Annotated in this window: 18 protein-coding genes; 15 read left to right on the top strand and 3 right to left on the bottom strand. The window is 75.1% G+C overall.

Annotation, left to right across the window (positions count from 1 at the left end; all coding sequences use genetic code 11):
* The first annotated feature begins 2 nt into the window (after positions 1 to 2).
* The 8 genes from ACI79A_RS05680 to ACI79A_RS05645 all read left to right on the top strand — a co-directional run bounded on the left by ACI79A_RS05680 (position 3) and on the right by ACI79A_RS05645 (position 9832).
* The gene (locus tag ACI79A_RS05680; RefSeq protein ID WP_457080843.1) at positions 3 to 713 is read left to right on the top strand and encodes a dihydrofolate reductase family protein; all 711 of its coding nucleotides are present in this window, start codon (positions 3 to 5) and stop codon (positions 711 to 713) included.
* Positions 714 to 861: 148 nt separating this feature from the next.
* Complete coding sequence (locus ACI79A_RS05675) at positions 862 to 2475, top strand: DUF222 domain-containing protein (protein WP_457080841.1); 1614 nt, start codon at positions 862 to 864, stop codon at positions 2473 to 2475.
* Between the two features lie 336 nt (positions 2476 to 2811).
* Positions 2812 to 3900, top strand: a complete 1089-nt coding sequence (locus ACI79A_RS05670) for an ATP-dependent DNA ligase (RefSeq protein ID WP_457080839.1) — start codon at positions 2812 to 2814, stop codon at positions 3898 to 3900.
* 164 nt (positions 3901 to 4064) lie between these two features.
* Positions 4065 to 5624 (top strand): alpha/beta hydrolase, encoded by a 1560-nt coding sequence (locus ACI79A_RS05665; protein ID WP_457080836.1) that lies wholly within the window; start codon positions 4065 to 4067, stop codon positions 5622 to 5624.
* 76 nt (positions 5625 to 5700) lie between these two features.
* A complete protein-coding gene (locus ACI79A_RS05660) occupies positions 5701 to 6762 on the top strand; it encodes a DNA polymerase domain-containing protein (RefSeq protein WP_457080834.1) in 1062 nt (353 codons plus the stop codon).
* 71 nt (positions 6763 to 6833) lie between these two features.
* A complete protein-coding gene (locus ACI79A_RS05655; RefSeq protein WP_457080832.1) occupies positions 6834 to 7481 on the top strand; it encodes a cyclodeaminase/cyclohydrolase family protein in 648 nt (215 codons plus the stop codon).
* Positions 7481 to 8131: a 5-formyltetrahydrofolate cyclo-ligase gene (locus ACI79A_RS05650; protein ID WP_457080830.1), complete on the top strand. Its 651-nt coding sequence runs from the start codon at positions 7481 to 7483 to the stop codon at positions 8129 to 8131. The genes ACI79A_RS05655 and ACI79A_RS05650 overlap by 1 nt, the downstream gene beginning before the upstream one ends.
* 84 nt (positions 8132 to 8215) lie before the next feature.
* On the top strand, positions 8216 to 9832 hold the full coding sequence (locus ACI79A_RS05645) for a peptide chain release factor 3 (RefSeq protein WP_457080828.1): 1617 nt from the start codon (positions 8216 to 8218) through the stop codon (positions 9830 to 9832).
* Here ACI79A_RS05645 and ACI79A_RS05640 read toward each other — a convergent pair.
* Complete coding sequence (locus tag ACI79A_RS05640; protein ID WP_457080826.1) at positions 9747 to 10733, bottom strand: EamA family transporter; 987 nt, start codon at positions 10731 to 10733, stop codon at positions 9747 to 9749. The two genes, ACI79A_RS05645 and ACI79A_RS05640, sit on opposite strands and share 86 nt — an antisense overlap.
* Positions 10734 to 10801: 68 nt before the next feature.
* On the opposite strand from ACI79A_RS05640, the gene ACI79A_RS05635 reads away from it, so the two are divergent.
* The 4 genes from ACI79A_RS05635 (at position 10802) to ACI79A_RS05620 (ending at position 13756) form a co-directional block, all read left to right on the top strand.
* Positions 10802 to 11656 carry a LysR family transcriptional regulator gene (locus ACI79A_RS05635; RefSeq protein WP_457080824.1) on the top strand — a complete coding sequence of 285 codons (855 nt, stop codon included), beginning with the start codon at positions 10802 to 10804 and terminating at the stop codon, positions 11654 to 11656.
* 112 nt (positions 11657 to 11768) lie between these two features.
* The gene (locus ACI79A_RS05630; protein WP_457080822.1) at positions 11769 to 12857 is read left to right on the top strand and encodes a hypothetical protein; all 1089 of its coding nucleotides are present in this window, start codon (positions 11769 to 11771) and stop codon (positions 12855 to 12857) included.
* A 126-nt stretch (positions 12858 to 12983) separates the two neighbouring features.
* The gene (locus ACI79A_RS05625) at positions 12984 to 13424 is read left to right on the top strand and encodes a hypothetical protein (RefSeq protein ID WP_457080820.1); all 441 of its coding nucleotides are present in this window, start codon (positions 12984 to 12986) and stop codon (positions 13422 to 13424) included.
* 128 nt (positions 13425 to 13552) lie between these two features.
* Positions 13553 to 13756, top strand: coding sequence for a cold-shock protein (locus ACI79A_RS05620; RefSeq protein WP_153356009.1), 204 nt, complete (start codon positions 13553 to 13555; stop codon positions 13754 to 13756).
* Between the two features lie 110 nt (positions 13757 to 13866).
* Here ACI79A_RS05620 and ACI79A_RS05615 read toward each other — a convergent pair whose 3' ends face one another.
* Positions 13867 to 14334 (bottom strand): hypothetical protein, encoded by a 468-nt coding sequence (locus ACI79A_RS05615; RefSeq protein WP_457080818.1) that lies wholly within the window; start codon positions 14332 to 14334, stop codon positions 13867 to 13869.
* Between the two features lie 89 nt (positions 14335 to 14423).
* Between ACI79A_RS05615 and msrB the strand changes: the two genes are divergently transcribed.
* Entirely contained in the window at positions 14424 to 14864 is a 441-nt protein-coding gene (gene msrB / locus ACI79A_RS05610) for a peptide-methionine (R)-S-oxide reductase MsrB (RefSeq protein ID WP_457080816.1), read from the top strand.
* 71 nt (positions 14865 to 14935) lie between these two features.
* Here msrB and ACI79A_RS05605 read toward each other — a convergent pair whose 3' ends face one another.
* On the bottom strand, positions 14936 to 15589 hold the full coding sequence (locus ACI79A_RS05605) for a hypothetical protein (RefSeq protein WP_457080814.1): 654 nt from the start codon (positions 15587 to 15589) through the stop codon (positions 14936 to 14938).
* A 175-nt stretch (positions 15590 to 15764) separates the two neighbouring features.
* On the opposite strand from ACI79A_RS05605, the gene ACI79A_RS05600 reads away from it, so the two are divergent.
* Both ACI79A_RS05600 and ACI79A_RS05595 read left to right on the top strand, forming a co-directional pair.
* Positions 15765 to 17918: a histidine kinase gene (locus tag ACI79A_RS05600; RefSeq protein ID WP_457080812.1), complete on the top strand. Its 2154-nt coding sequence runs from the start codon at positions 15765 to 15767 to the stop codon at positions 17916 to 17918.
* Complete coding sequence (locus ACI79A_RS05595) at positions 17911 to 18576, top strand: response regulator (RefSeq protein WP_457080810.1); 666 nt, start codon at positions 17911 to 17913, stop codon at positions 18574 to 18576. The genes ACI79A_RS05600 and ACI79A_RS05595 overlap by 8 nt, the downstream gene beginning before the upstream one ends.
* Positions 18577 to 18652: the final 76 nt, after the last annotated feature.

The raw sequence follows: 18652 nt of genomic DNA, 5'->3' as shown, positions 1-18652 counted from the left end.
CGGTGCACGAGCTCCCCCGCGACCCCGCCGGCCTGGCCGACGCCTACCGGGTCGCGCCGGGCCGGCACCTGCGGGTCGACTTCATCGCCTCGCTGGACGGCGCGATCAGCGTCGACGGGCGCAGCGGACCGCTGGGCTCCGACGGCGACCGCCGGGTGTTCCGCACCCTGCGGGCACTGTCCGACGCCGTGCTCGTCGGGGCCGGGACGGCGGCGGCCGAGGGGTACCACCCGGTGCTCCCGGACTCCGCCGTCGGCCGGCTGCGCACGTCCCTGGGGCGCGAGGCGGTGATGCCGGTGGTGGTCGTGTCGCGGCGGGCATCGCTGCGGCCGGACGACCAGCTGGTGACCGATGCCGTCGTGCCCACCGTGCTGGTCACCTGCGCGGCGGCCGACCGTGGGCGGCGGGAGGCGCTGTCCGCTGCCGGGGTCGAGGTGCTCGTCTGCGGTGACGACGACGTCGACCTGCCCGCAGCGCTGGACGCCCTGGTCGCACGGGGGCTGGAGCAGCTGGTCTGCGAGGGCGGGCCGGCGCTGGTGCAGGCGGCGCTGACCGCGGACGTGGTCGACGAGCTGGACCTGTCGATCTCCCCGCTGCTGGTCGGCGGCGGGCCCGGGCTCGTGCCCGCCGCGCTCGCCACCCCGCTGCGGGCCGAGCTACTCCAGGCGCTCACCGAGGACGGCGTCCTCTTCAGCCGCTACGCGCTGCGCTGATCTCGCGGCCAGCCGCCGCAGGTGGCGCGACCCTGCGTCCGCCGAGCCCCATCCTGGTGCGGATCAACGGTCGGACGGCGGCGCCACGGTGCGACCACCGCTTGACCGACCTGCCGGAACTGTCGCACCTCGAACGTATGTTCGGGTCATGTCGCGGAGGCGTGGTTCGAGCGTGGTCGAGGGGCTGGTGGTGGACTGGACTCTCGAGCACCCCGTCGAGCCCTCCCGGCTGCCCGCTGCCTGGCTGACCGACGAGGAGCTGGCCGAGGAGCTGCAGCGGGTGCAGCGGCGCCGCGCGCAGGACACCGCGCACGAGGCGGAGCTGATCCTGGCCTTGGCCGCTGATCGTCCCGGGTCGGCGGATCCGGCACCGGACCACCCGGGTGCCCGCCGGGCGGGCTGGACGGCGCAGCCGGGCGAGGGTGAGATCAGCGAGTTCTTCACCGCCGAGCTGGCCACGGTGCTCAACGTGGGGCGGGGGACGGCGGCGATCCGACTCACCCGGGCGCTGGTGTGGCGGGACAAGCTCCCGGCCACCTTCGCCGCGCTGCGGGCCGGGGAGCTGGACGAGCGGCGGGCGCAGCAGCTCGCCGACGCGCTGAAGTCCACTCCCGCCGAGGTGGCGGGGCGGGTAGAGGAGGCGCTGCTCCACGAGGCGGCCGACTTGTCGGTGTCGGCGATGAAGAAGCGTGCCACCGAACTTGTGCTGCAACTGGACGCCGACGCCGCGGAAGAGGCGCGGGCCGAGGCGGAGAAGAGCGCTGACGTGCACGTGTACCCGTCCGCCTCGGATGGGCGGGCGGTACTGGCGGTGGACCTGCCCGCCGGTCAGGCCGCCCAGGCCCACGACCTGTTCGACCAGCTGGCCCGGATGCTCGAGGCCGACGGGGACCCCCGGCCCATCGGTCAGCTGCGCACCCTCGTGGCCGCGGCGCTGATCCTCCGCCCCGCCGACCACGGCCTGCCGCTGGTGGCCGCGAACCTGACGATCACCGCCGCCTTGGAGGCGCTGGAGGGCGGGGTCACCCCGGGTGAGGTGAACGGGTTGCCGATCACCGCCGCCCACCTGCGCGACCTCCTGGCCCGGGTCGGCGCCCTCGGCCTCACCGCACCCGACGGCGGCACGCTCAGCTACGCGATCACCGGCCTCGACGGCGGCGAACTGCTCGCCACCGTGACGCCGGCCGAACTCGCCCGGCTCGCGAAGCGCGGCTGCCCCGACCACCCCGACAACAGCACCGGCGGTGAACGCGACAACGACGAACGCGACGGCGACGGCAGCGGGCCGTGCAGCTGTCCGGTGCTCGGGCCGCCGCCACCCACCGAGCGCTACGAGCCCACGCCCCGCCAGCGTTCCTTCGTGACCACCCGCGACCGCCGCTGCCGGTTCCCCGGCTGCGGCCAACGCGTGGGCTGGGCCGACCTCGACCACGTCGTCCCCCACGCCTGCGGCGGCGCCACCGACTGCACCAACCTCTGCTGCCTGTGCCGCAGCCACCACCGGCTCAAGACCTTCGCCCCCGGCTGGCACTTCGCCATGACCCCCGACGGCACCCTCACCGTCACCACCCCGAGCGGGGTCACCCGCACCACCCGACCACCCGGCCTCCGACCAAGGGAACCCGAGCCACCCGGCGCGCGACCACCCGATTCGGCCCCCGTGCAGGGTCCCGACGACGCGAGCTCGCCAGTGGCCGGGGGCACGGGGGTCCTTCAGCCGCCACCGCGATCGCAACCGGCCGACGAACCGCCGCCCTTCTGAGCCGCAGGTCGGTGCCGCCATGTCGCCACCGCGCCATGTCGCCACCACGCCATGTCGACGTGGCGCCATGTCGACGTGGCGCCATGTCGACGTGGCGCCATGTCGACGTGGCGCCATGTCGACGTGGCGCGCGCGGCCAGCTGCTCCGCCGTCAGGGACGGGAGGTCATCGCCGGCTCGACGGCGACTCAGCGGGGTGGCCGGTGTCGTCCCGGGAGGGCGTCGACGTGTGCGCTGCTGTCCCGCGGGCGGCCGACCCACCGCCCCGCTGGACGAGCTCGGAGCACGCCGGGTTCGGTCCGCTCGCCGACCGCTCCGGGCTGCTTGACTGGCCGGCATGGACCTGCCCGTGCTGCCCCCGGTCAAGCCGATGCTCGCCAAGCCCGCGGCCGCGCTGCCCACCGGCGAGGGCTGGTTCTACGAGCCGAAGTGGGACGGGTTCCGCTGCATCGTCTTCCGGGACGGTGACGAGGTCGAGCTGGGCAGCCGCAACGAGCGCCCGCTGACCCGCTACTTCCCCGACGTCGTCGCGGCGGCGAAGGCGCAGCTGCCCGAGCGGTGCGTGGTCGACGGCGAGATCGTCGTCCCGCGGGGCGACCGGCTCGACTTCGAGTCCCTGCTCCAGCGGATCCACCCGGCCGCCTCCCGGGTCACCAAGCTGGCCGCCGAGACCCCGGCGTCCTTCGTCGCCTTCGACCTGCTCGCCCTCGGCGACGAGTCGCTGATGGAGGCCCCGTTCGCGCAGCGGCAGGCGCGGCTGCGGGAGGCGCTGGCCACCGCCGAGGCACCGGTGTTCGTCAGCACGATCACCCAGGACGCGGAGACCGGGCAGCGGTGGTTCCGCGAGTTCGAGGGCGCCGGTCTGGACGGCGTCATCGCCAAGCGCGGCGACCGGCCCTACTCCCCCGACCAGCGGGTGATGACCAAGGTCAAGCACGTGCGCACTGCCGACTGCGTGGTCGCCGGTTTCCGCTGGCACAAGAGCGGCCCGGTCGTCGGGTCGCTGCTGCTCGGCCTCTACGACGACGCCGGCACCCTGCAGCACATCGGCGTCGCCGCCTCCTTCACCATGAAGCGCCGCGCCGAACTGGTCGAGGAGCTCGCCCCCTACCGCGCCCAGGCGCTCGACGGCCACCCGTGGCAGGACTGGGCCAACGCGTCCACGTCGGCAGCAGGGCCGGGCGAGGACGCCGAGCGCCGGATGCCCGGGGCGACCAGCCGCTGGAACGCCGGCAAGGACCTCTCCTGGGTGCCGCTGCGCCCGGAGCTCGTGGTGGAGATCAGGTACGACCAGCTGGAGGGCAGCCGGCTGCGGCACACCGGCCAGTTCCAGCGGTGGCGCACCGACCGGGACGCCCGCTCGTGCACCTACGACCAGCTCGAGGTGCCGGTGCGGTACGACCTGGGCGAGGTCCTCGGCGGCTGAGCCGGAGCACCCGAGCCCGGGCAACCGGGCCGGCTGAAGCCCAGCAGCCGAGCCGGCTCGACCCGAGCAGCCGGGCGGCTGGACCCGAGCAGCCGGGCGGCTGAGGGATACGCCACGGTGGTTGCGGCGGCCACCACCGCGATCGCCTCCTACGCTTGACGATCATGGACGCGCACCGCCGACCGCTCGCCGCCCTGGGAGGGGCCCTCCTCGCCGCCGCCGTGGCGCTGAGCGGCTGCACCTCCTCCGGTGACGACGCCGGGCAGGCCAGCAGCTCCCCCACCGGCCCCGCCGAGCCGGAGGCGCAGCCGATCGAGTGGACCGACTGCGACGCCGACATCGACCAGATCATCGCCGGGCGCCCCGGCTCGGAGCGCGAGCTGCTCTTCGAGTGCGGCACCACCCCCGTGCCGGCCGACTACGACGACCTCGAGGGCGGCGACCTGGAGCTGTTCCTGCTGCGTGCCACCGCCGCCGGGCAGACCGACAAGATCGGCTCGCTGGTGGTCAACCCCGGCGGCCCGGGCTTCTCGGCCGGCGACGCGGCGATCCAGGCGGCGCTGACGCTCCCGCCGGAGGTGCTGGCCCGGTTCGACGTCGTGGGCGTCGACCCGCGCGGGGTCGGGTTCTCCCGGCCGGTCGAGTGCATCTCCGACGAGCAGAAGGACGCGCTGTTCGCGAGCAACCCGCGCGCGCTGGACGCCGACTCCCTCGCCACCACCTTCGACCTGGTCGAGGACGTCGCAGCGAGCTGCGAGGAGGAGTACGGCGAGGCGCTGGGCGCGTTCAACACCGTCGACACCGCCCGGGACCTGGACCTGGTGCGCGAGTCGCTCGGCGACGAGCAGCTGACCTTCCTCGGCTACTCCTACGGCACGACGCTGGGCTCGACCTACGCCGAGCTGTTCCCCGAGCGGGTGCGTGCCCTGGCGCTCGACGGCGCGGTCGACCCGACCGCCACCGCCCAGGAGCGGGCCGAGGCGCAGGCCGCCGGCTTCGAGGCCGCCTTCGACGCGTTCGCCGGCAACTGCACGGGCCTGATCAGCGGCTGCCCGCTGGGCGACGACCCGCGGGCGGCGCTCAACGGCATCCTCGATCAGGCGGCCGCGGCCCCGATCCCCAGCTCCCGCGAGGGCGAGACCCGCCAGGCCACTGCCGGCCTGGTGCTCAACGGGGTGCGCTCGGCGCTGTACCAGCCCAGCGCCTGGCCGCAGCTGGCCCAGTCGCTGGCCGCCGCCCGCGACGGCGACGCCGCCGGCATCCTGACCCTCGCCGACACCTACACCGGCCGCAGCGACGACGGCAGCTACAGCAACGTCGTCGACGCCAACCTGGCGATCAGCTGCGCCGACGGGCAGGAGCAGTTCACCACCGACCAGGTCGCGGCGCTGGCCGCCGACTGGAACGGCCGGTACCCGCTCTTCGGGGCCGACGCGGCCCTGGGGCTCTACACCTGCTCGGCCTGGGACGCCCCGACCACCCCGCTGCCCGAGCGCGACGCCGAGGGCAGCGCGCCGATCATGGTCATCGGCACCCAGGGCGACCCGGTGACCCCACCGCAGGGCGCGGCGGACATGGCCGCGGAGCTGGCCAACAGCGTGCTGCTGACCTGGGAGGGCAGCGGGCACACCGCCTACCCCAAGACCGAGTGCGTGACCCAGGCGGTGAACGCCTACCTGATCGACCTGGTCGCGCCGCCCGAGGGGATCACCTGCGCCCCCTGATCTTGCGCTGCTGGCCGTCGGGCCCGAAGCTGACCAGCCGGAGGACGACCCAGCCCAGGTGACCGGACGGAGCCCGATGGCCAGCAGCAAGGACGCCGTGGTGCTGGAGGTCGACGGGCACGAGGTGCGGGTGAGCAACCCGGAGAAGCCCTACTTCGCCGACAAGGGCATCCGCAAGATCGACGTCGTCCGGTACTTCGTCTCCGTCGGTGAGGGCATCCTCTTCGCGCTGCGCGACCGGCCGACGACGCTGGAGCGCTGGCCCGGCGGCGTCTTCGAGGGCGCCCGGATCTCCACCCGGGCCGACAACACCGGCGACGCGTTCTACCAGAAGCGGGTGCCCAAGAACGCCCCCGACTGGGTCCAGACCGCGCACATCACGTTCCCCAGCGGGCGGACCGCCGACGAGATCGCACCCGACTCGGTCGCCGTCGTCGCCTGGTGCGCCAACCTCGGCACGCTCACCTTCCACCCCTGGCCGGTGAGCAAGGGCGACGTCGAGTCCCCCGACCAGATCCGCATCGACCTGGACCCCCAGCCGGGCACCGACTTCGGCGACGCCGTGTGGGTCGCCCCGCACGTGCGCGAGCTGCTGCACGAGTTCGGCATGGAGGGCTGGCCGAAGACCTCCGGCGGCCGCGGCGTGCACGTCTACGTGCCGATCCAGCCGCGCTGGACCTTCCCCGAGGTGCGCCGCGCGGTGATCGCGTTCGGCCGCGAGCTGGAACGGCGCATCCCCGACCGCGTGACGATGAACTGGTGGAAGGAGGAGCGCGGCGAGAAGATCTTCATCGACTACAACCAGATGGCCCGGGACCGCACGATCGCGTCCGCGTACTCCATCCGGCCCAAGCCGCACGCGCCGGTCTCCGCCCCGGTCGACTGGGACGAGCTGCCCGACGTCTCCCCGTTCGACTTCGACGTGCTGACCATGCCGGAGCGGTTCGCCGCGGTCGGCGACAAGCACGCCGGGCTGGCCGACCACGCCTTCGACCTCACGCCGCTGGTCGAGCTGGCGGACAAGCAGGAGCGCGACCTCGGGCTGGGCGAGCTGCCCTATCCGCCGGACTACCCGAAGATGCCCGGCGAGCCGATGCGGGTGCAGCCCAGCCGCGCGAAGAAGGCACCCAGCGCCTGAGGGCCGGCGATGGTCCCGACGACGCCGTCCGACGAGTCGCTGGCGGGACGGGTGGCTGGCACAGTGACCGCATGACGACGCAGGCGGACGCTCCCGAGGTCGACGTCCAGCCGCTGGGCGACTTCCTGGGCCAGCTGGCTGCCCGCCTGCCCGCCCCGGGTGCCGGCGCCACCGCGGCGATCGAGGCGGCGCTGTCGGCCTCGCTCGTCGCCATGGTCGGTCGTTTCACCAGCGGTGACGAGTACGCCGAGCACCGCGACCTCGTCTCGGCGGTGATCGCGGAGGCCGACGCCGTCCGCGCCACCTGCCTGGCCGCCGCAGCGGCCGACGAGACGGCGTTCACCGCGGTCACCGAGGCCTACCGGCTGCCGAAGGACACCCCGGAGGAGCAGGAGTCCCGGCGTGAGGCCGTCCGCACGGCCCAGCTGCAGGCGGCCCAGCCGCCGCGGGACGTCATCGAGGCGGCCGTCACCCTCCTCCCCCTGGCCGAACGGCTGCTGCCCATCGCCAACCCGAACGTCGTCAGCGACGTCGCCGCCGCCACCGCCGCCGCCCGCGCGGCGGCCACCACGGCCCGGCTGGCGGTCGAGGTGAACCTCCGGGGCATCTCCGACGAGGCTGCCCGGGCCGACCTCGGCGCGTCCCTGGACCGCGTCGACGACCTGCTCCGCCGGGCCGACGCCGTCGAGGCGGCCGTCCGCGAGCGCATCGCCCGCTGATGTCCGCGGCGAGTGGGTGGGCGGCCGCCTCGGGCGGAGCCCACCAGGACGAGGCGCGGGCCAAGGCCGCCTACCGGCGAGGCCTGCTGGCCCGCCGCGCGGCCCGCCCCGCCGAGGAGCGGGCCGCGGCCGCCGCCGCGATCACCGGTGCCCTGCTGCAGGGGCTGACGGGGGCCCGCACGATCGCCGCCTACGCCCCCGAACCGGTCGAGCCGGGGGCTCCGCTGCTCCCGGCCGCCCTGGGCCAGCTCGACGCCCGGGTGCTGCTGCCCGTCGTCCCCGCCGTCGGTCACGAGCTGCAGTGGGCGGTGCGCACCGAGCAGCTCGTCGTGGGGCGGTTCGGGCTGTCCGAGCCGGTGGGCCCCCGGTTCGGTCCGGCCCAGCTCGCGGCCGCCGACGTCGTCGTCGTCCCCGCCCTCGCGGTGTCACGGGCGGGGGTCCGGCTCGGCCGCGGTGGCGGGTACTACGACCGCGCGCTCCAGCACGCCCGGCCCGACGCGTTGCTGGTGGCCCTGGTGTTCGACGACGAACTCGTCGACCACCTGCCCGCCGAACCGCACGACCAGCCCGTCTCCGCCGTCGTCACCCCGTCGACCGGCTGGCTGCGGCTGCCGGCACCGGCCGACACCCGGAGCGACCAGGCCCGCTGATCCGCCGGTCCGCACGGCCTACCATCGAGGGCACCGGCGCACGTCCTCCCTGGCCGACGCATGCCCGGTGAGGAGGAGTGCAGCGTGAGTGAGCAGGCAGTGCTGGAGCAGGCGGTCCTCGAGCAGGCGAAGCGGCGGCGGACGTTCGCGGTGATCAGCCACCCGGACGCCGGGAAGTCGACGCTGACCGAGGCGCTGGCGCTGCACGCCCGGGTGATCGGCCAGGCCGGCGCGGTGCACGGCAAGGCCGGCCGGCGGGGCACGGTGTCGGACTGGATGGACATGGAGCGCGACCGCGGCATCTCCATCACCTCCGCGGCCCTGCAGTTCGAGTACGGCCCGGCCGGCGGGGAGAAGGCGGTCATCAACCTCCTGGACACCCCCGGCCACGCCGACTTCTCCGAGGACACCTACCGGGTGCTCACCGCCGTCGACGCCGCGGTGATGCTCATCGACGCCGCCAAGGGCCTCGAGGCGCAGACGATGAAGCTGTTCGCGGTCTGCAAGCACCGCGGCATCCCGGTGATCACCGTGGTCAACAAGTGGGACCGCCCCGGCATGGACGCCCTCGCCCTGATGGACGAGATCGCCGACCGCACCGGGCTCACCCCCACCCCGCTGACCTGGCCGGTGGGGATCGCCGGGGACTTCCGCGGCGTGCTGGACCGCCGCGACGGCAGCTACCGGCACTTCACCCGCACCGCAGGCGGCGCCACCATCGCCCCCGAGCAGGTGTTCCCCGCCGACGAGGCGCTGGCCCGCGAGGGCGACGCCTGGGCGACCGCGGTCGAGGAGTCCGAGCTGCTGGCCGAGACCGGCCAGGTTCACGACCAGGAGCTGTTCCTGGCCCACGCCACCACCCCGGTGCTCTTCGCCTCCGCGGTCTCCAACTTCGGCGTCGGCCAGCTCCTCGACGTGCTGGTGACGATGGCCCCGGCACCGGCCGACCGGCCCGACGCCGAGGGCAAGCCGCACCCGGTCGACGCACCCTTCAGCGGCTTCGTCTTCAAGGTGCAGGCCGGCATGGACACCGGCCACCGCGACCGGCTGGCCTACATCCGGGTCTGCTCCGGGGTGTTCGAGCGCGGCATGGTGGTCACCAACGCCCGCACCGGCCGCCCGTTCGCCACCAAGTACGCCCAGCAGGTCCTCGGCCGCGAGCGGGAGACGATCGAGACCGCCTACCCCGGTGACGTCGTCGGGCTGGTCAACGCCGCCGCGCTGGGCATCGGCGACACCCTCTACGCCGACCACCCGGTCAGCTACCCGCCGGTGACCACCTTCGCCCCGGAGCACTTCGCGGTGGTCCGGGCCGCCGACACCAGCAAGTACAAGCAGTTCCGCAAGGGCATCGACACCCTCGGCGGCGAGGGCGTGGTGCAGGTGCTGGTTTCCGAGCGCCGCGGTGACGGCGCCCCGGTGTTCGCCGTCGTCGGACCGATGCAGTTCGAGGTGGCCGCGCACCGGATGGAGCACGAGTTCGGCGCCCGCATCTCCCTGGAACCGCTGCCCTACCAGATCGCCCGGATCACCGACGCCGCGTCCGCCCCCGAGCTGGCCAAGGCCCGCGACGTCGAGGTCATGCAGCGCGCCGACGGCGAGCTGCTGGCGTTGTTCACGAACAAGTGGGCACTGGGGGTGCTGGAGCGGAACAACCCGCACCTGACGCTGACCCCGATGGTCGCCGCGCAGCTGAGCTGACCGCGCGCCGCCCGGCAGCCAGCCGGGCGCCGGCGTTGGCGCCGACGATCGTGGCGATGCCCAGCCAGGCATCCCAGCGCAGCGCCTCACCCAGCACGACCAGCCCGACCAGCGCGGCGAGCACCGGGTGGACGCTCATGAACAGGCCGTAGGCGCTGGTCGGCACCCGGCGCAGCGCAGCCACGTCGACGACGAGCGGCACCGCCGAGGCCAGCAGCCCGGCGGTGACCGCGCAGCCCAGCGCGACCGGGGTCGGCGGGTGCTGCGCCAGGGCGACCACCCCGATCGGCACGAACGCCAGAGCGGACACCGCGGCGGCGGTCGCCGGGCCGGCCCCGCCCGGCACCCGGGCACCCAGCACCCGGTTGACCAGGATGTACGCCGCCCAGCAGGCCGCGGCCAGCAGCCCCAGGCCGATGCCGACGTAGTCCGTGGTCGGCTGCGGGCGGGTCAGGACGAGCACGCCGGCCGCCGCGCCCAGCGCGCACAGCTGCGGCGCACGGCCGCGAGCGGTGACCAGGGCGACGGCCAGCGGCCCGAGGAACTCCAGGGTGACCGCCAGGCCCAGCCCGATCCGGTCGATCGCCGAGTACAGCGACAGGTTCATCGCCCCGAAGGCGACGGCCAGCAGCAGCACCGGCCGCCACTGGGCGGCGGTGAACGTCCACGGCCGGGGCCGGGCCAGCGCGGTGAGCGCCAGCCCGGCCACCCACTGCCGGACGGCGACCACGCCGACCGCCCCCACCACCGGGAAGGCCAGCGCACCGACCGCGGCACCGAGCTGGTTGGCCAGGGCGCTGCCGGCCATCAGCAGCAGGCCCGCGCCGGTGCCCGCGGGCAGCGCCCGTCCACGCAGCTCGCCCGCCCCTGGCCCGCCGAGCACCGTTCCCGCTCTCGTCATGGGCGCAGCATGCGACCGGGGCACGCATGCGCAAAATGCATCTGCCGCGAGGTGCATACGCTGAACGCATGAACGTCGAGCTGCGTCAGCTGCGCTGCCTGGTGGCGATCGTGGACGCCGGCAGCTTCACCGACGCCGCGCTGGAGCTCGGCGTCTCCCAGGCGGCCGTCTCCCGCACCCTGGCCTCGCTGGAACGAGCCCTGGGCACCCGGCTGCTGCGCCGCACGGCCCGCGAGGTCGGGCTGACCGCGGCCGGGCAGCGGGTGCTCCCCCGCGCCCGCCGGCTGCTCGCCGACGCCGCCGAGCTCCGCCGCGTGGCCGGCGGTGACGGCGGCCGGGTGCGGATCGGCCACGCCTGGTCGGCGATGGGCCGGCACACGCTGGACTTCCAGCGCCGGTGGGGCGCCGAGCACCCGGACACCGCGCTCCAGCTGGTGCGCACCAACTCCCCCACCGCCGGGCTCGCCGAGGGGGCCTGCGACCTCGCCGTGGTCCGGGTCGCGCTGGACGAACGGCGGTTCGGCGCCGCCCTGGTCGGCCTGGAGCGACGGATGTGCGCCCTCGCCGCCGACGACCCGTGGGCCCGCCGCCGGTCGCTGCGCCTGGCCGAGCTGAGCACCCGGCTGCTGCTGGTCGACCGGCGGACCGGCACCACCACTCCCGAGCTGTGGCCGGAGGACGCCCGGCCCCGGGTCGAGCACACCCACGACGTCGACGACTGGCTCACCGTCATCGCCACCGGGCGGGCCGTCGGCGTCACCACCGAGGGCACCGCGGCGCAGTACCAGCGCCCCGGCGTCGTCTACCGCCCCATCCGGGACGCCGAGCCCGTCGCCGTCCGGCTGGCCTGGTGGCGCGACGAGCCGCACCCGGCGACACCGGCCGCCGTCGAGCTGCTCACCGAGCTGTACCGCCGGCCCTGAACGGCCTCCCCGACAGGCTCATCGCGGACACCTCGGTCGGACACAGCTGCGCCCCAGCTCGCGCGGCGAGCCTGCGGGCGTGACGAACGCCGACCACCCGACGCGGTAGCCCGTGGCCGACCGCGTCCTCCTCCACATCGGCACGCCCAAGAGCGGCACCACCTACCTGCAGCAGCTGCTGTGGGACAACCGACCGGCGCTCACCCGGTGCGGCGTCAGCTGCCCTGGCTGGAGTCCCGATGCGCACTTCCTCGCCTACCAGGACCTCACCGGGACCACGTTCAACGACTGGCCCGACCCCGCCGTCCACGGCGCGTGGGAACGGCTCGTCCGCCGGGTGCGGCGCACCCCGGGAACCGCCGTGCTCAGCCACGAGCTGTTCGGCGACGCCACCCCGGAGGTGGCCGCTCGTGCACTGGCCGACCTCGCGCCCGCGGAGGTGCACGTCGTGGTGACCGCCCGCGACCTCGCCCGCCAGCTCCCGGCCGTGTGGCAGGAGGACCTGAAGAACCAGCACACGGCGACCTTCGCCGACTTCCTCGCCGCCGCCGACCACCGGTCCGGCACCCGGGCCTGGTACGGCGACGTCTTCTGGCACCGCCAGGACGTCCCGGAGGTGCTGCGACGCTGGGCCTCCGCCCTGCCCTCGGATCGCGTGCACGTGGTGGTGGTGCCTCCGCGCGGCGCCGGACGTGACGAGCTGTGGCACCGCTTCGCCGCCGTCCTGGGCGTCCCGGCCGACGTCGCGACCCCACCTCACGCCCGGGCCGCGAACACCTCACTGGGCGCGGTGGAGGCCGAGCTGCTCCGCCTGCTCAACAGCCGGCTCGGCGGACGCGTGCCCTGGCCGGTGTACGCCGAGCGGGTCAACCGGCGCCTGGCACCGGACGTGCTGGCGGCGCGCCCGGGCCCGGCGATCCGGCTCCCGGCCGAGCACCACGGCTGGGTCGCGGCGAGGTCGGCCACCATGGTCGCCGAGCTCGCCGCAGCCGGCCACCACGTGGTCGGTGACCTCGCGGAGCTGCTGGTCCCCGCGGACCCTCCGGACCCCGAGCCGGTCACCGTCCCCACCCAGGGGCAGCTGCTCGACGCCGCGCTGGACGCGCTCAGCGGGGTGATCGCCGCCGAGCACCCGCCACCGCCCTCCCCGAGGCTCCCCCACCGGGTGACCCGTCGGCTCGCGGTGCTGCTCGACCGCTGACCACGGACGAGGGCGCGCCCTCACCCGATCGGGTGGGACGCGGCCCGCAAGGTGGGCCGGGCGCTCCCGGGGGGCACCGGAGCTGCCGTTGACGTCCGGGTCAGTTCCGACGGCAGGGAGCAGGTCATGAGGGTCCCGTTCTTGGTGTACGGCGTGCTGTACGTCGTCATCGAGATCATCGGGTACCAGCTGGAGAGCGTCGGCTGGCCGGAGTTGACCCCGCTGGACGTCGCGGCCGCGGTCACCGACGCGATGCTCGTCGTCGCCGTGCTCGTGGCCGTGCTGGTCGCCCTGGACCTGCTCGGACACCGCTGGCGCCGCTGGGTCCGCGCCTACCGCGAGGAGCAGGCCCGGCTCGCCCAGGAGCTGTGGGCCGCCGAGCAGGCGCCCATCGGGGTGCAGTCGTGGCGGCCGGCACGCTGGGCGCTGCCCGCCGCCGGACCGGCCCTGCCCTGGTCGCCCGGCGACCGCCCGGAGGAGGCGGCACCGCGGTCCCCGGTCAACGCCTACGCCCCCACCGGCGGTACCGCGCACGCCTTCCCCGAGGACGACGGCCGGCTGCTCTGACCACCGTCTCGGGGCAAGATCTGTCCCTGATCCCCCACGGAGGCGCCGGAGCCGCTAGGGTTCTGTCTGTCGGGAAGGCCCTGCGCACTGGCAGGACCCCGATGCACCACCGCAGCTAGGAGCGAGCAATGCCCGAAGGAACAGTGAAGTGGTTCAACGCCGAGAAGGGGTTCGGCTTCGCCACCCCTGACGGGGGCGGCCCGGACGTCTTCGTCCACTACTCGGCCATCCAGTCCAGCGGGTACCGCTCGCTCGACGAGGGCCAGCGCATCTCGTTCGACGTCGAGCAGGGCCAGAAGGGCCCGCAGGCGGCGAACGTCAACCCGCTCTGATCTCCTCAGAGCTGGGCTGATCGCGGCCCCAGGAAGACCTGCAGCGCCCCCATCCGGTACTCCGGGTGGGGGCGCTGTTCTTCGTTCCGGCCTCCGGTGCGCGCGGCGGCTCAGCGGGCGCGCGGGACGTAGCCGCCGATCAGGGCCGACATCAGCAGCGCGCCGTCGTGCGGGCCCACCGCTGCGGCAGCGTCGGCGAACGCGCGCCACCGGTCGCGCTCGACGTCGCTGAGCGCGTTGGCCGCCCGCACCTCCAGCTGCTCCAGCAGGCGCTCCCACTCCCCCTGCGGCGTCGGCCACAGACCGGCCAGCCGGCGCGCCTCGGCCGAGGCGGAGGTGAACCGGACGACGTCGCCGGCGTGGTTGGTCAGCGCCACGACGTAGCCGGCCGCCACCAGGGCGTTGGCCGCAGACACGACCTGCGGCTTGGGCAGCCCGCTGGCCGGCACCACCGCGCCCAGGTACGGGGCGCTGCCGTGCGGTGGTTCGTCGAGCAGCCGCACGATCGCCCGCAGCACCGGCAGGTCGCGGGTGAACCACACGTCGGGGAGGGGCTGCTGGGGATCGGGTGCGGTCACCGGACCAGTGTCCGCCGTCCCGGCCGGTTCGGGGGCACCCGGGTCACTCGGCGGGGTGGCCGGTGGCGCAGCCGCCGTACCGTGGAGCCATGACCACATCCGCCTCCCAGCCGACCACGCCCGCCGCGCAGCCCCGGGTCGTCAAGAGCGACGAGGAGTGGCGCGCCCAGCTGTCGCCGGAGGAGTACGCCGTCCTGCGCCAGGCCGGCACCGAGCGGCCGTACACCGGTGAGTACGTCGACACCAAGACCGTCGGCACCTACTCCTGCCGGGCCTGCGGCGCCGAACTGTTCACCTCCGGGGCCAAGTTCGACTCGCACTGCGGCTGGCCGTCCTTCTACGAGCCCGCCGCCACCGACAACGTCGTCCTCCGCGAGGACACCAGCTACGGCATGGTGCGCACCGAGGTGCTCTGCGGCAGCTGCCACAGCCACCTCGGTCACCTCTTCGCCGACGCCCCGCAGACCCCCACCGGCGACCGGTACTGCATCAACTCGGTCAGCATCCGGCTCGCCCCCGCCGGAGACTGAGCCCTCCTCACCACGCGAACAGCACCCCCACCCGGGAACACGGGCGGGGGTGCTGTCGCGTCGGGGCCGGGTCAGTCGCGGGCTCCGGTCAGCTCCGGCCGGCGGGCCAGGACGACGCCCAGGGCGGCGTACCCCAGGAACAGGTGCGCGGCCGCCACCGGGCCCGCCGCGTCGGGCAGCACGGCGCTGACCGGGATGACCACCGGCGCCCAGCTCTCCGCCCCGAGCGGCCAGAACCGCGCCGCCCCCCGCCACCGGCCGGCGATGGCGATCCGGATGCCGATGGCGAACATGCCGATCATCGACAACGGCCAGCACGAGTCCAGCAGCAGGAACCAGGTCGTCTCGCGCTGGGTCTCCGAGGTGACCATCCAGGTCACCGTGGACGCGATCGCCAGCACGAGCAGAACGTGCTCGGCGTGCAGCAGGCCGCGGGCCAGGCGGCCGGTGCCGATGGCGCCGGTGCGCAGCTGGACGGTCACCAGGGCGACCAGCCCCAGTTGGAACGCCAGCGACGACAGGTCGTAGGTGATCCCCTGCCAGCCGTCGACGGGGGTGAGCCCGAAGGCCAGGATCCCCCCGGCCCAGACCGCGGACCCGACCGCGACCGCTGCCCCGCCCCTTCGGACCATCCGGGAGGACGGCGTCGACGGCGGCGGCGTGGTCGTTCGGTCGACGCCGGGCAGGTCGGTGCGGGCAGGGGCGGGGGTGGTGCTCAGCGACATCGGAGGTCCTCCGGTCTGGGCGGTGCCCGGTGCACCGCGACGGGAGGAACCGTCGCGGGACGGCGTCCCGGGCGCCCAGAGCGCAGCGCCCCGTTCCCGGTCCCGTCCCGCGTCCCGGACCGACCGGGACGCCTGCCTCTCCCCGTCGGGACACCGGACCGGCGATGATCCGCGGGTGCACAGCCAGACCGCCACGGACGCCGAAGCCCCGGCATCGGCCGCCGAGGCGCGGGCGGCCGAGCCGGGCGCCGCGGCGGTGCACCCGCGGACCGAGCCGACGTGGGTGCAGGTCGTCGCGTGGGTGGTCCCGGCGATCTGCCTGCTGGCCATGGCCGGCGCGGTCGTGCTGGACCTCGTCACCCCGCCGGAGGCCCGGGCCGCGACGGAGAACGGGCTCGGCTGGCTGGTCGGGCTCCCGGGCGCGCTCCTGGCCGTTCCCGCCCACGTGCTGCTGCGCCGGGCACACCGGAACCCGCTCTCCTGGGTGCTCGCCGCCACCGCACTGCTGTGGGCGGTCGACGGACTGGCCGGCTCCTGGCTGACCTGGGCCCTGTGGCACGAGCCGGTGCCCCCCCTCGCCACGACCGCCTTCTGGGTGGTCCAGCGACTGGGCGCGTCGCTGCTGCTGGGCCTGCCCCTGCTGCTGCTCCTCTACCCCGACGGGCGGCTCCCCCGCGGTGGCTGGCGGGTGCTGTCGGTGGCCAGCCTGGCGCTGACGTCGCTGCTGCCGCTGCTGCTGCTCGTGGTGCCGGCGGAGATCGCCGACGCCCGCGCGGGCACGTCGCTGCCGCCGGTGTACCGCCGCATCGACGTCGACCCGACCAGCCTGCCACTGCCGGCCGAGCTGGTGCTGCCCCTGCTGCAGCTGGCCTTCCCGGCCGCACTGCTGGGTGTCGTCGTGCCGCTGCTGGTCGTGCTGGCCCGCCACCGGCGGGCCGACGGGGAGCGCCGCCGGCAGATGCGGTGGTTGGTGTGGGCCGGCGTCGTCGACCTGCTGGTGATGCTCGCGACGCTGCTGACGCCGGGCGATGCCGCGTCCCTGGGCCTGTCCCTGGCGGTGGGGCTCACCGGGCTCGCGGTCACGATCGGCATCCTGCGACCACGGGCCGTCGACATCGACCGGCTGCTCGGCAGGACGCTGGTCTACGGCGGGCTCGCGGTCGCCGTCGTCCTGCTGGACCTGGCCGTGGTCGCGTCCACCGGGGCGCTGCTCGGCGACCGGTTGGAGCAGCGCGACGTGGCGCTGCTGGCGCTGCTGCTGGTGACCGCCCTCTACGTGCCCCTGCGGGCGCAGCTGTGGCGGGCCGTGCGTCGCTGGGTGCTCGGTGACCGGGAGGACCCCTACCGGGTGGTCTCCGGCCTCGCCGAGCAGCTGGAGCGGTCCACCGATGCCGGCGAGCAACTGCTGACCGTCGCCCGGACGGTGGCAGAGGCCTTCCGCTCCCCCTACGTCGGTGTGGTGGTCGACCACGCCGAGGGCGACCAGCTGGTCGCCGAGCACGGCAGCCGGCCGGCCGAGGTGCAGTCGCTGCCGATCGCCTTCCGCGGCCAGGAGGTGGGCCACCTCCTCCTCCCCCGCGCCGGCCTGCACGCCTCCCTGCTCGGGCGGGACGAGCGCCTGCTGGCCGACGTCGTCCGGCAGGCCGCCGCGGCCGCCCGAGCCAGCGCCCTGGCCGCCGAGCTGCAGGCCAGCCGGGAGGAGCTGGTCACCGCGCGGGAGGAGGAGCGCCGCCGGCTGCGGCGGGACCTGCACGACGGACTCGGCCCCAGCCTGGGCGCCGTGGTGCTGCGCATCGACACCGCCCGCAACCTGGCGGCCACCCGGCCGGAGGAGGCCGACCGGGTGCTCCGGCAGGCGCGCGAGGAGGTGGCCGCCGCCCTCGCCGACGTGCGCCGGCTGGTGCACGACCTGCGCCCGCCCGCCCTCGACGACCTGGGCCTCGCCGGCGCGGTCCGGCAGCAGGCAGAGCGCCTCCTCGCCCCGCGCGTGGCCGTCGCGGTGACCGCCGGCCGGGAGGTCGACCAGCTGCCCGCGGCGGTCGAGGTGGCTGCCTACCGGATCGCGTCGGAGGCGCTGGCGAACGTGGCCCGGCACGCCCACGCCGACCACTGCCGTGTCGAGCTGGACCGGGTCGATGGCGCGCTGGTGGTCACCGTGACCGACGACGGCCGTGGGATCGGCCCCGACGCCCCGGCCGGGGTGGGGCTGGCGTCGCTGCGCGAGCGGGCCGCGGAACTGGGTGGCTGGGGAACCGTCGGGTGCCCGGCGGAGGGCGGGACGCGGGTACGGGCGTTCCTGCCCGTGGCGGGAGGGTGTGCTGGTGGCTGATCCGGTCGTCGACGACGAGTCGCTGCGGGTGGTGGTCGCCGACGACCACCCGGTCTACCGGGAGGGGCTGGCCGCGCTGCTCTCGTCCGTGCCGGGCATCGCCGTGGTGGGCACGGCGGCCGACGGCGCGCAGGCGGTGACCCTGGCCCGCCAGGAGCAGCCGGACGTGGTGGTCATGGACGTGCAGATGCCCGGGCTGGACGGGATCGAGGCCACCCGGCGGGTCACCGCGGAGCAGCCGTCGGTCGGCGTCGTCGTGCTCACGATGAGCGAGGACGACGGCACCGTGTTCGCCGCCGTCCGGGCCGGCGCCCGCGGCTACCTGCTCAAGGGCGCCGACCAGGAGGAGGTGGTCCGGGCCATCACCACGGTGGCGGCGGGTGGCGCGGTGTTCGGTGCCGCCCTGGCCCGGCGGATCGCCGAGTTCTTCACCGCCGGCCCGGCCGGCCCGGCCGCGGCCTTCCCGCAGCTCACCGCGCGGGAGCGCGAGGTGCTGGACCTGGTCGCCGCCGGCCGGTCCAACGCCCAGATCGCGGCGGCTCTGTACCTCTCGCCGAAGACGGTGCGCAACAACGTCTCCAACGTGCTCAGCAAGCTCCAGGTGGCCGACCGGGCCGAGGCGATCGTCCGCGCCCGCGACGCCGGCCTGGGCCGCTGAGCCCGCATCGATCCGGCGTCGCCGGCCCCGTCCAGAGGCTCGCCCCGAGCCTGCGCGGGGTGAGGAGGACGGGGTC

The organism is Modestobacter sp. SYSU DS0657 (assembly GCF_054050925.1).
The sequence above is the reverse complement of the archived record's forward strand: the minus strand, read 5'-3'. Positions and strand labels throughout refer to the sequence as shown.

What these genes read in the sequence shown, in the direction of transcription:
- ACI79A_RS05675 (WP_457080841.1), top strand. Translation starts at nt 862, where the DNA reads ATGTCGCGGAGGCGTGGTTCGAGCGTGGTCGAGGGGCTGGTGGTGGAC.
- ACI79A_RS05670 (WP_457080839.1), top strand. Translation starts at nt 2,812, where the DNA reads ATGGACCTGCCCGTGCTGCCCCCGGTCAAGCCGATGCTCGCCAAGCCC.
- ACI79A_RS05665 (WP_457080836.1), top strand. Translation starts at nt 4,065, where the DNA reads ATGGACGCGCACCGCCGACCGCTCGCCGCCCTGGGAGGGGCCCTCCTC.
- ACI79A_RS05660 (WP_457080834.1), top strand. Translation starts at nt 5,701, where the DNA reads ATGGCCAGCAGCAAGGACGCCGTGGTGCTGGAGGTCGACGGGCACGAG.
- ACI79A_RS05655 (WP_457080832.1), top strand. Translation starts at nt 6,834, where the DNA reads ATGACGACGCAGGCGGACGCTCCCGAGGTCGACGTCCAGCCGCTGGGC.
- ACI79A_RS05650 (WP_457080830.1), top strand. Translation starts at nt 7,481, where the DNA reads ATGTCCGCGGCGAGTGGGTGGGCGGCCGCCTCGGGCGGAGCCCACCAG.
- ACI79A_RS05640 (WP_457080826.1), bottom strand. Translation starts at nt 10,733, where the DNA reads ATGACGAGAGCGGGAACGGTGCTCGGCGGGCCAGGGGCGGGCGAGCTG.
- ACI79A_RS05635 (WP_457080824.1), top strand. Translation starts at nt 10,802, where the DNA reads ATGAACGTCGAGCTGCGTCAGCTGCGCTGCCTGGTGGCGATCGTGGAC.
- ACI79A_RS05625 (WP_457080820.1), top strand. Translation starts at nt 12,984, where the DNA reads ATGAGGGTCCCGTTCTTGGTGTACGGCGTGCTGTACGTCGTCATCGAG.
- ACI79A_RS05620 (WP_153356009.1), top strand. Translation starts at nt 13,553, where the DNA reads ATGCCCGAAGGAACAGTGAAGTGGTTCAACGCCGAGAAGGGGTTCGGC.
- msrB (WP_457080816.1), top strand. Translation starts at nt 14,424, where the DNA reads ATGACCACATCCGCCTCCCAGCCGACCACGCCCGCCGCGCAGCCCCGG.
- ACI79A_RS05605 (WP_457080814.1), bottom strand. Translation starts at nt 15,589, where the DNA reads ATGTCGCTGAGCACCACCCCCGCCCCTGCCCGCACCGACCTGCCCGGC.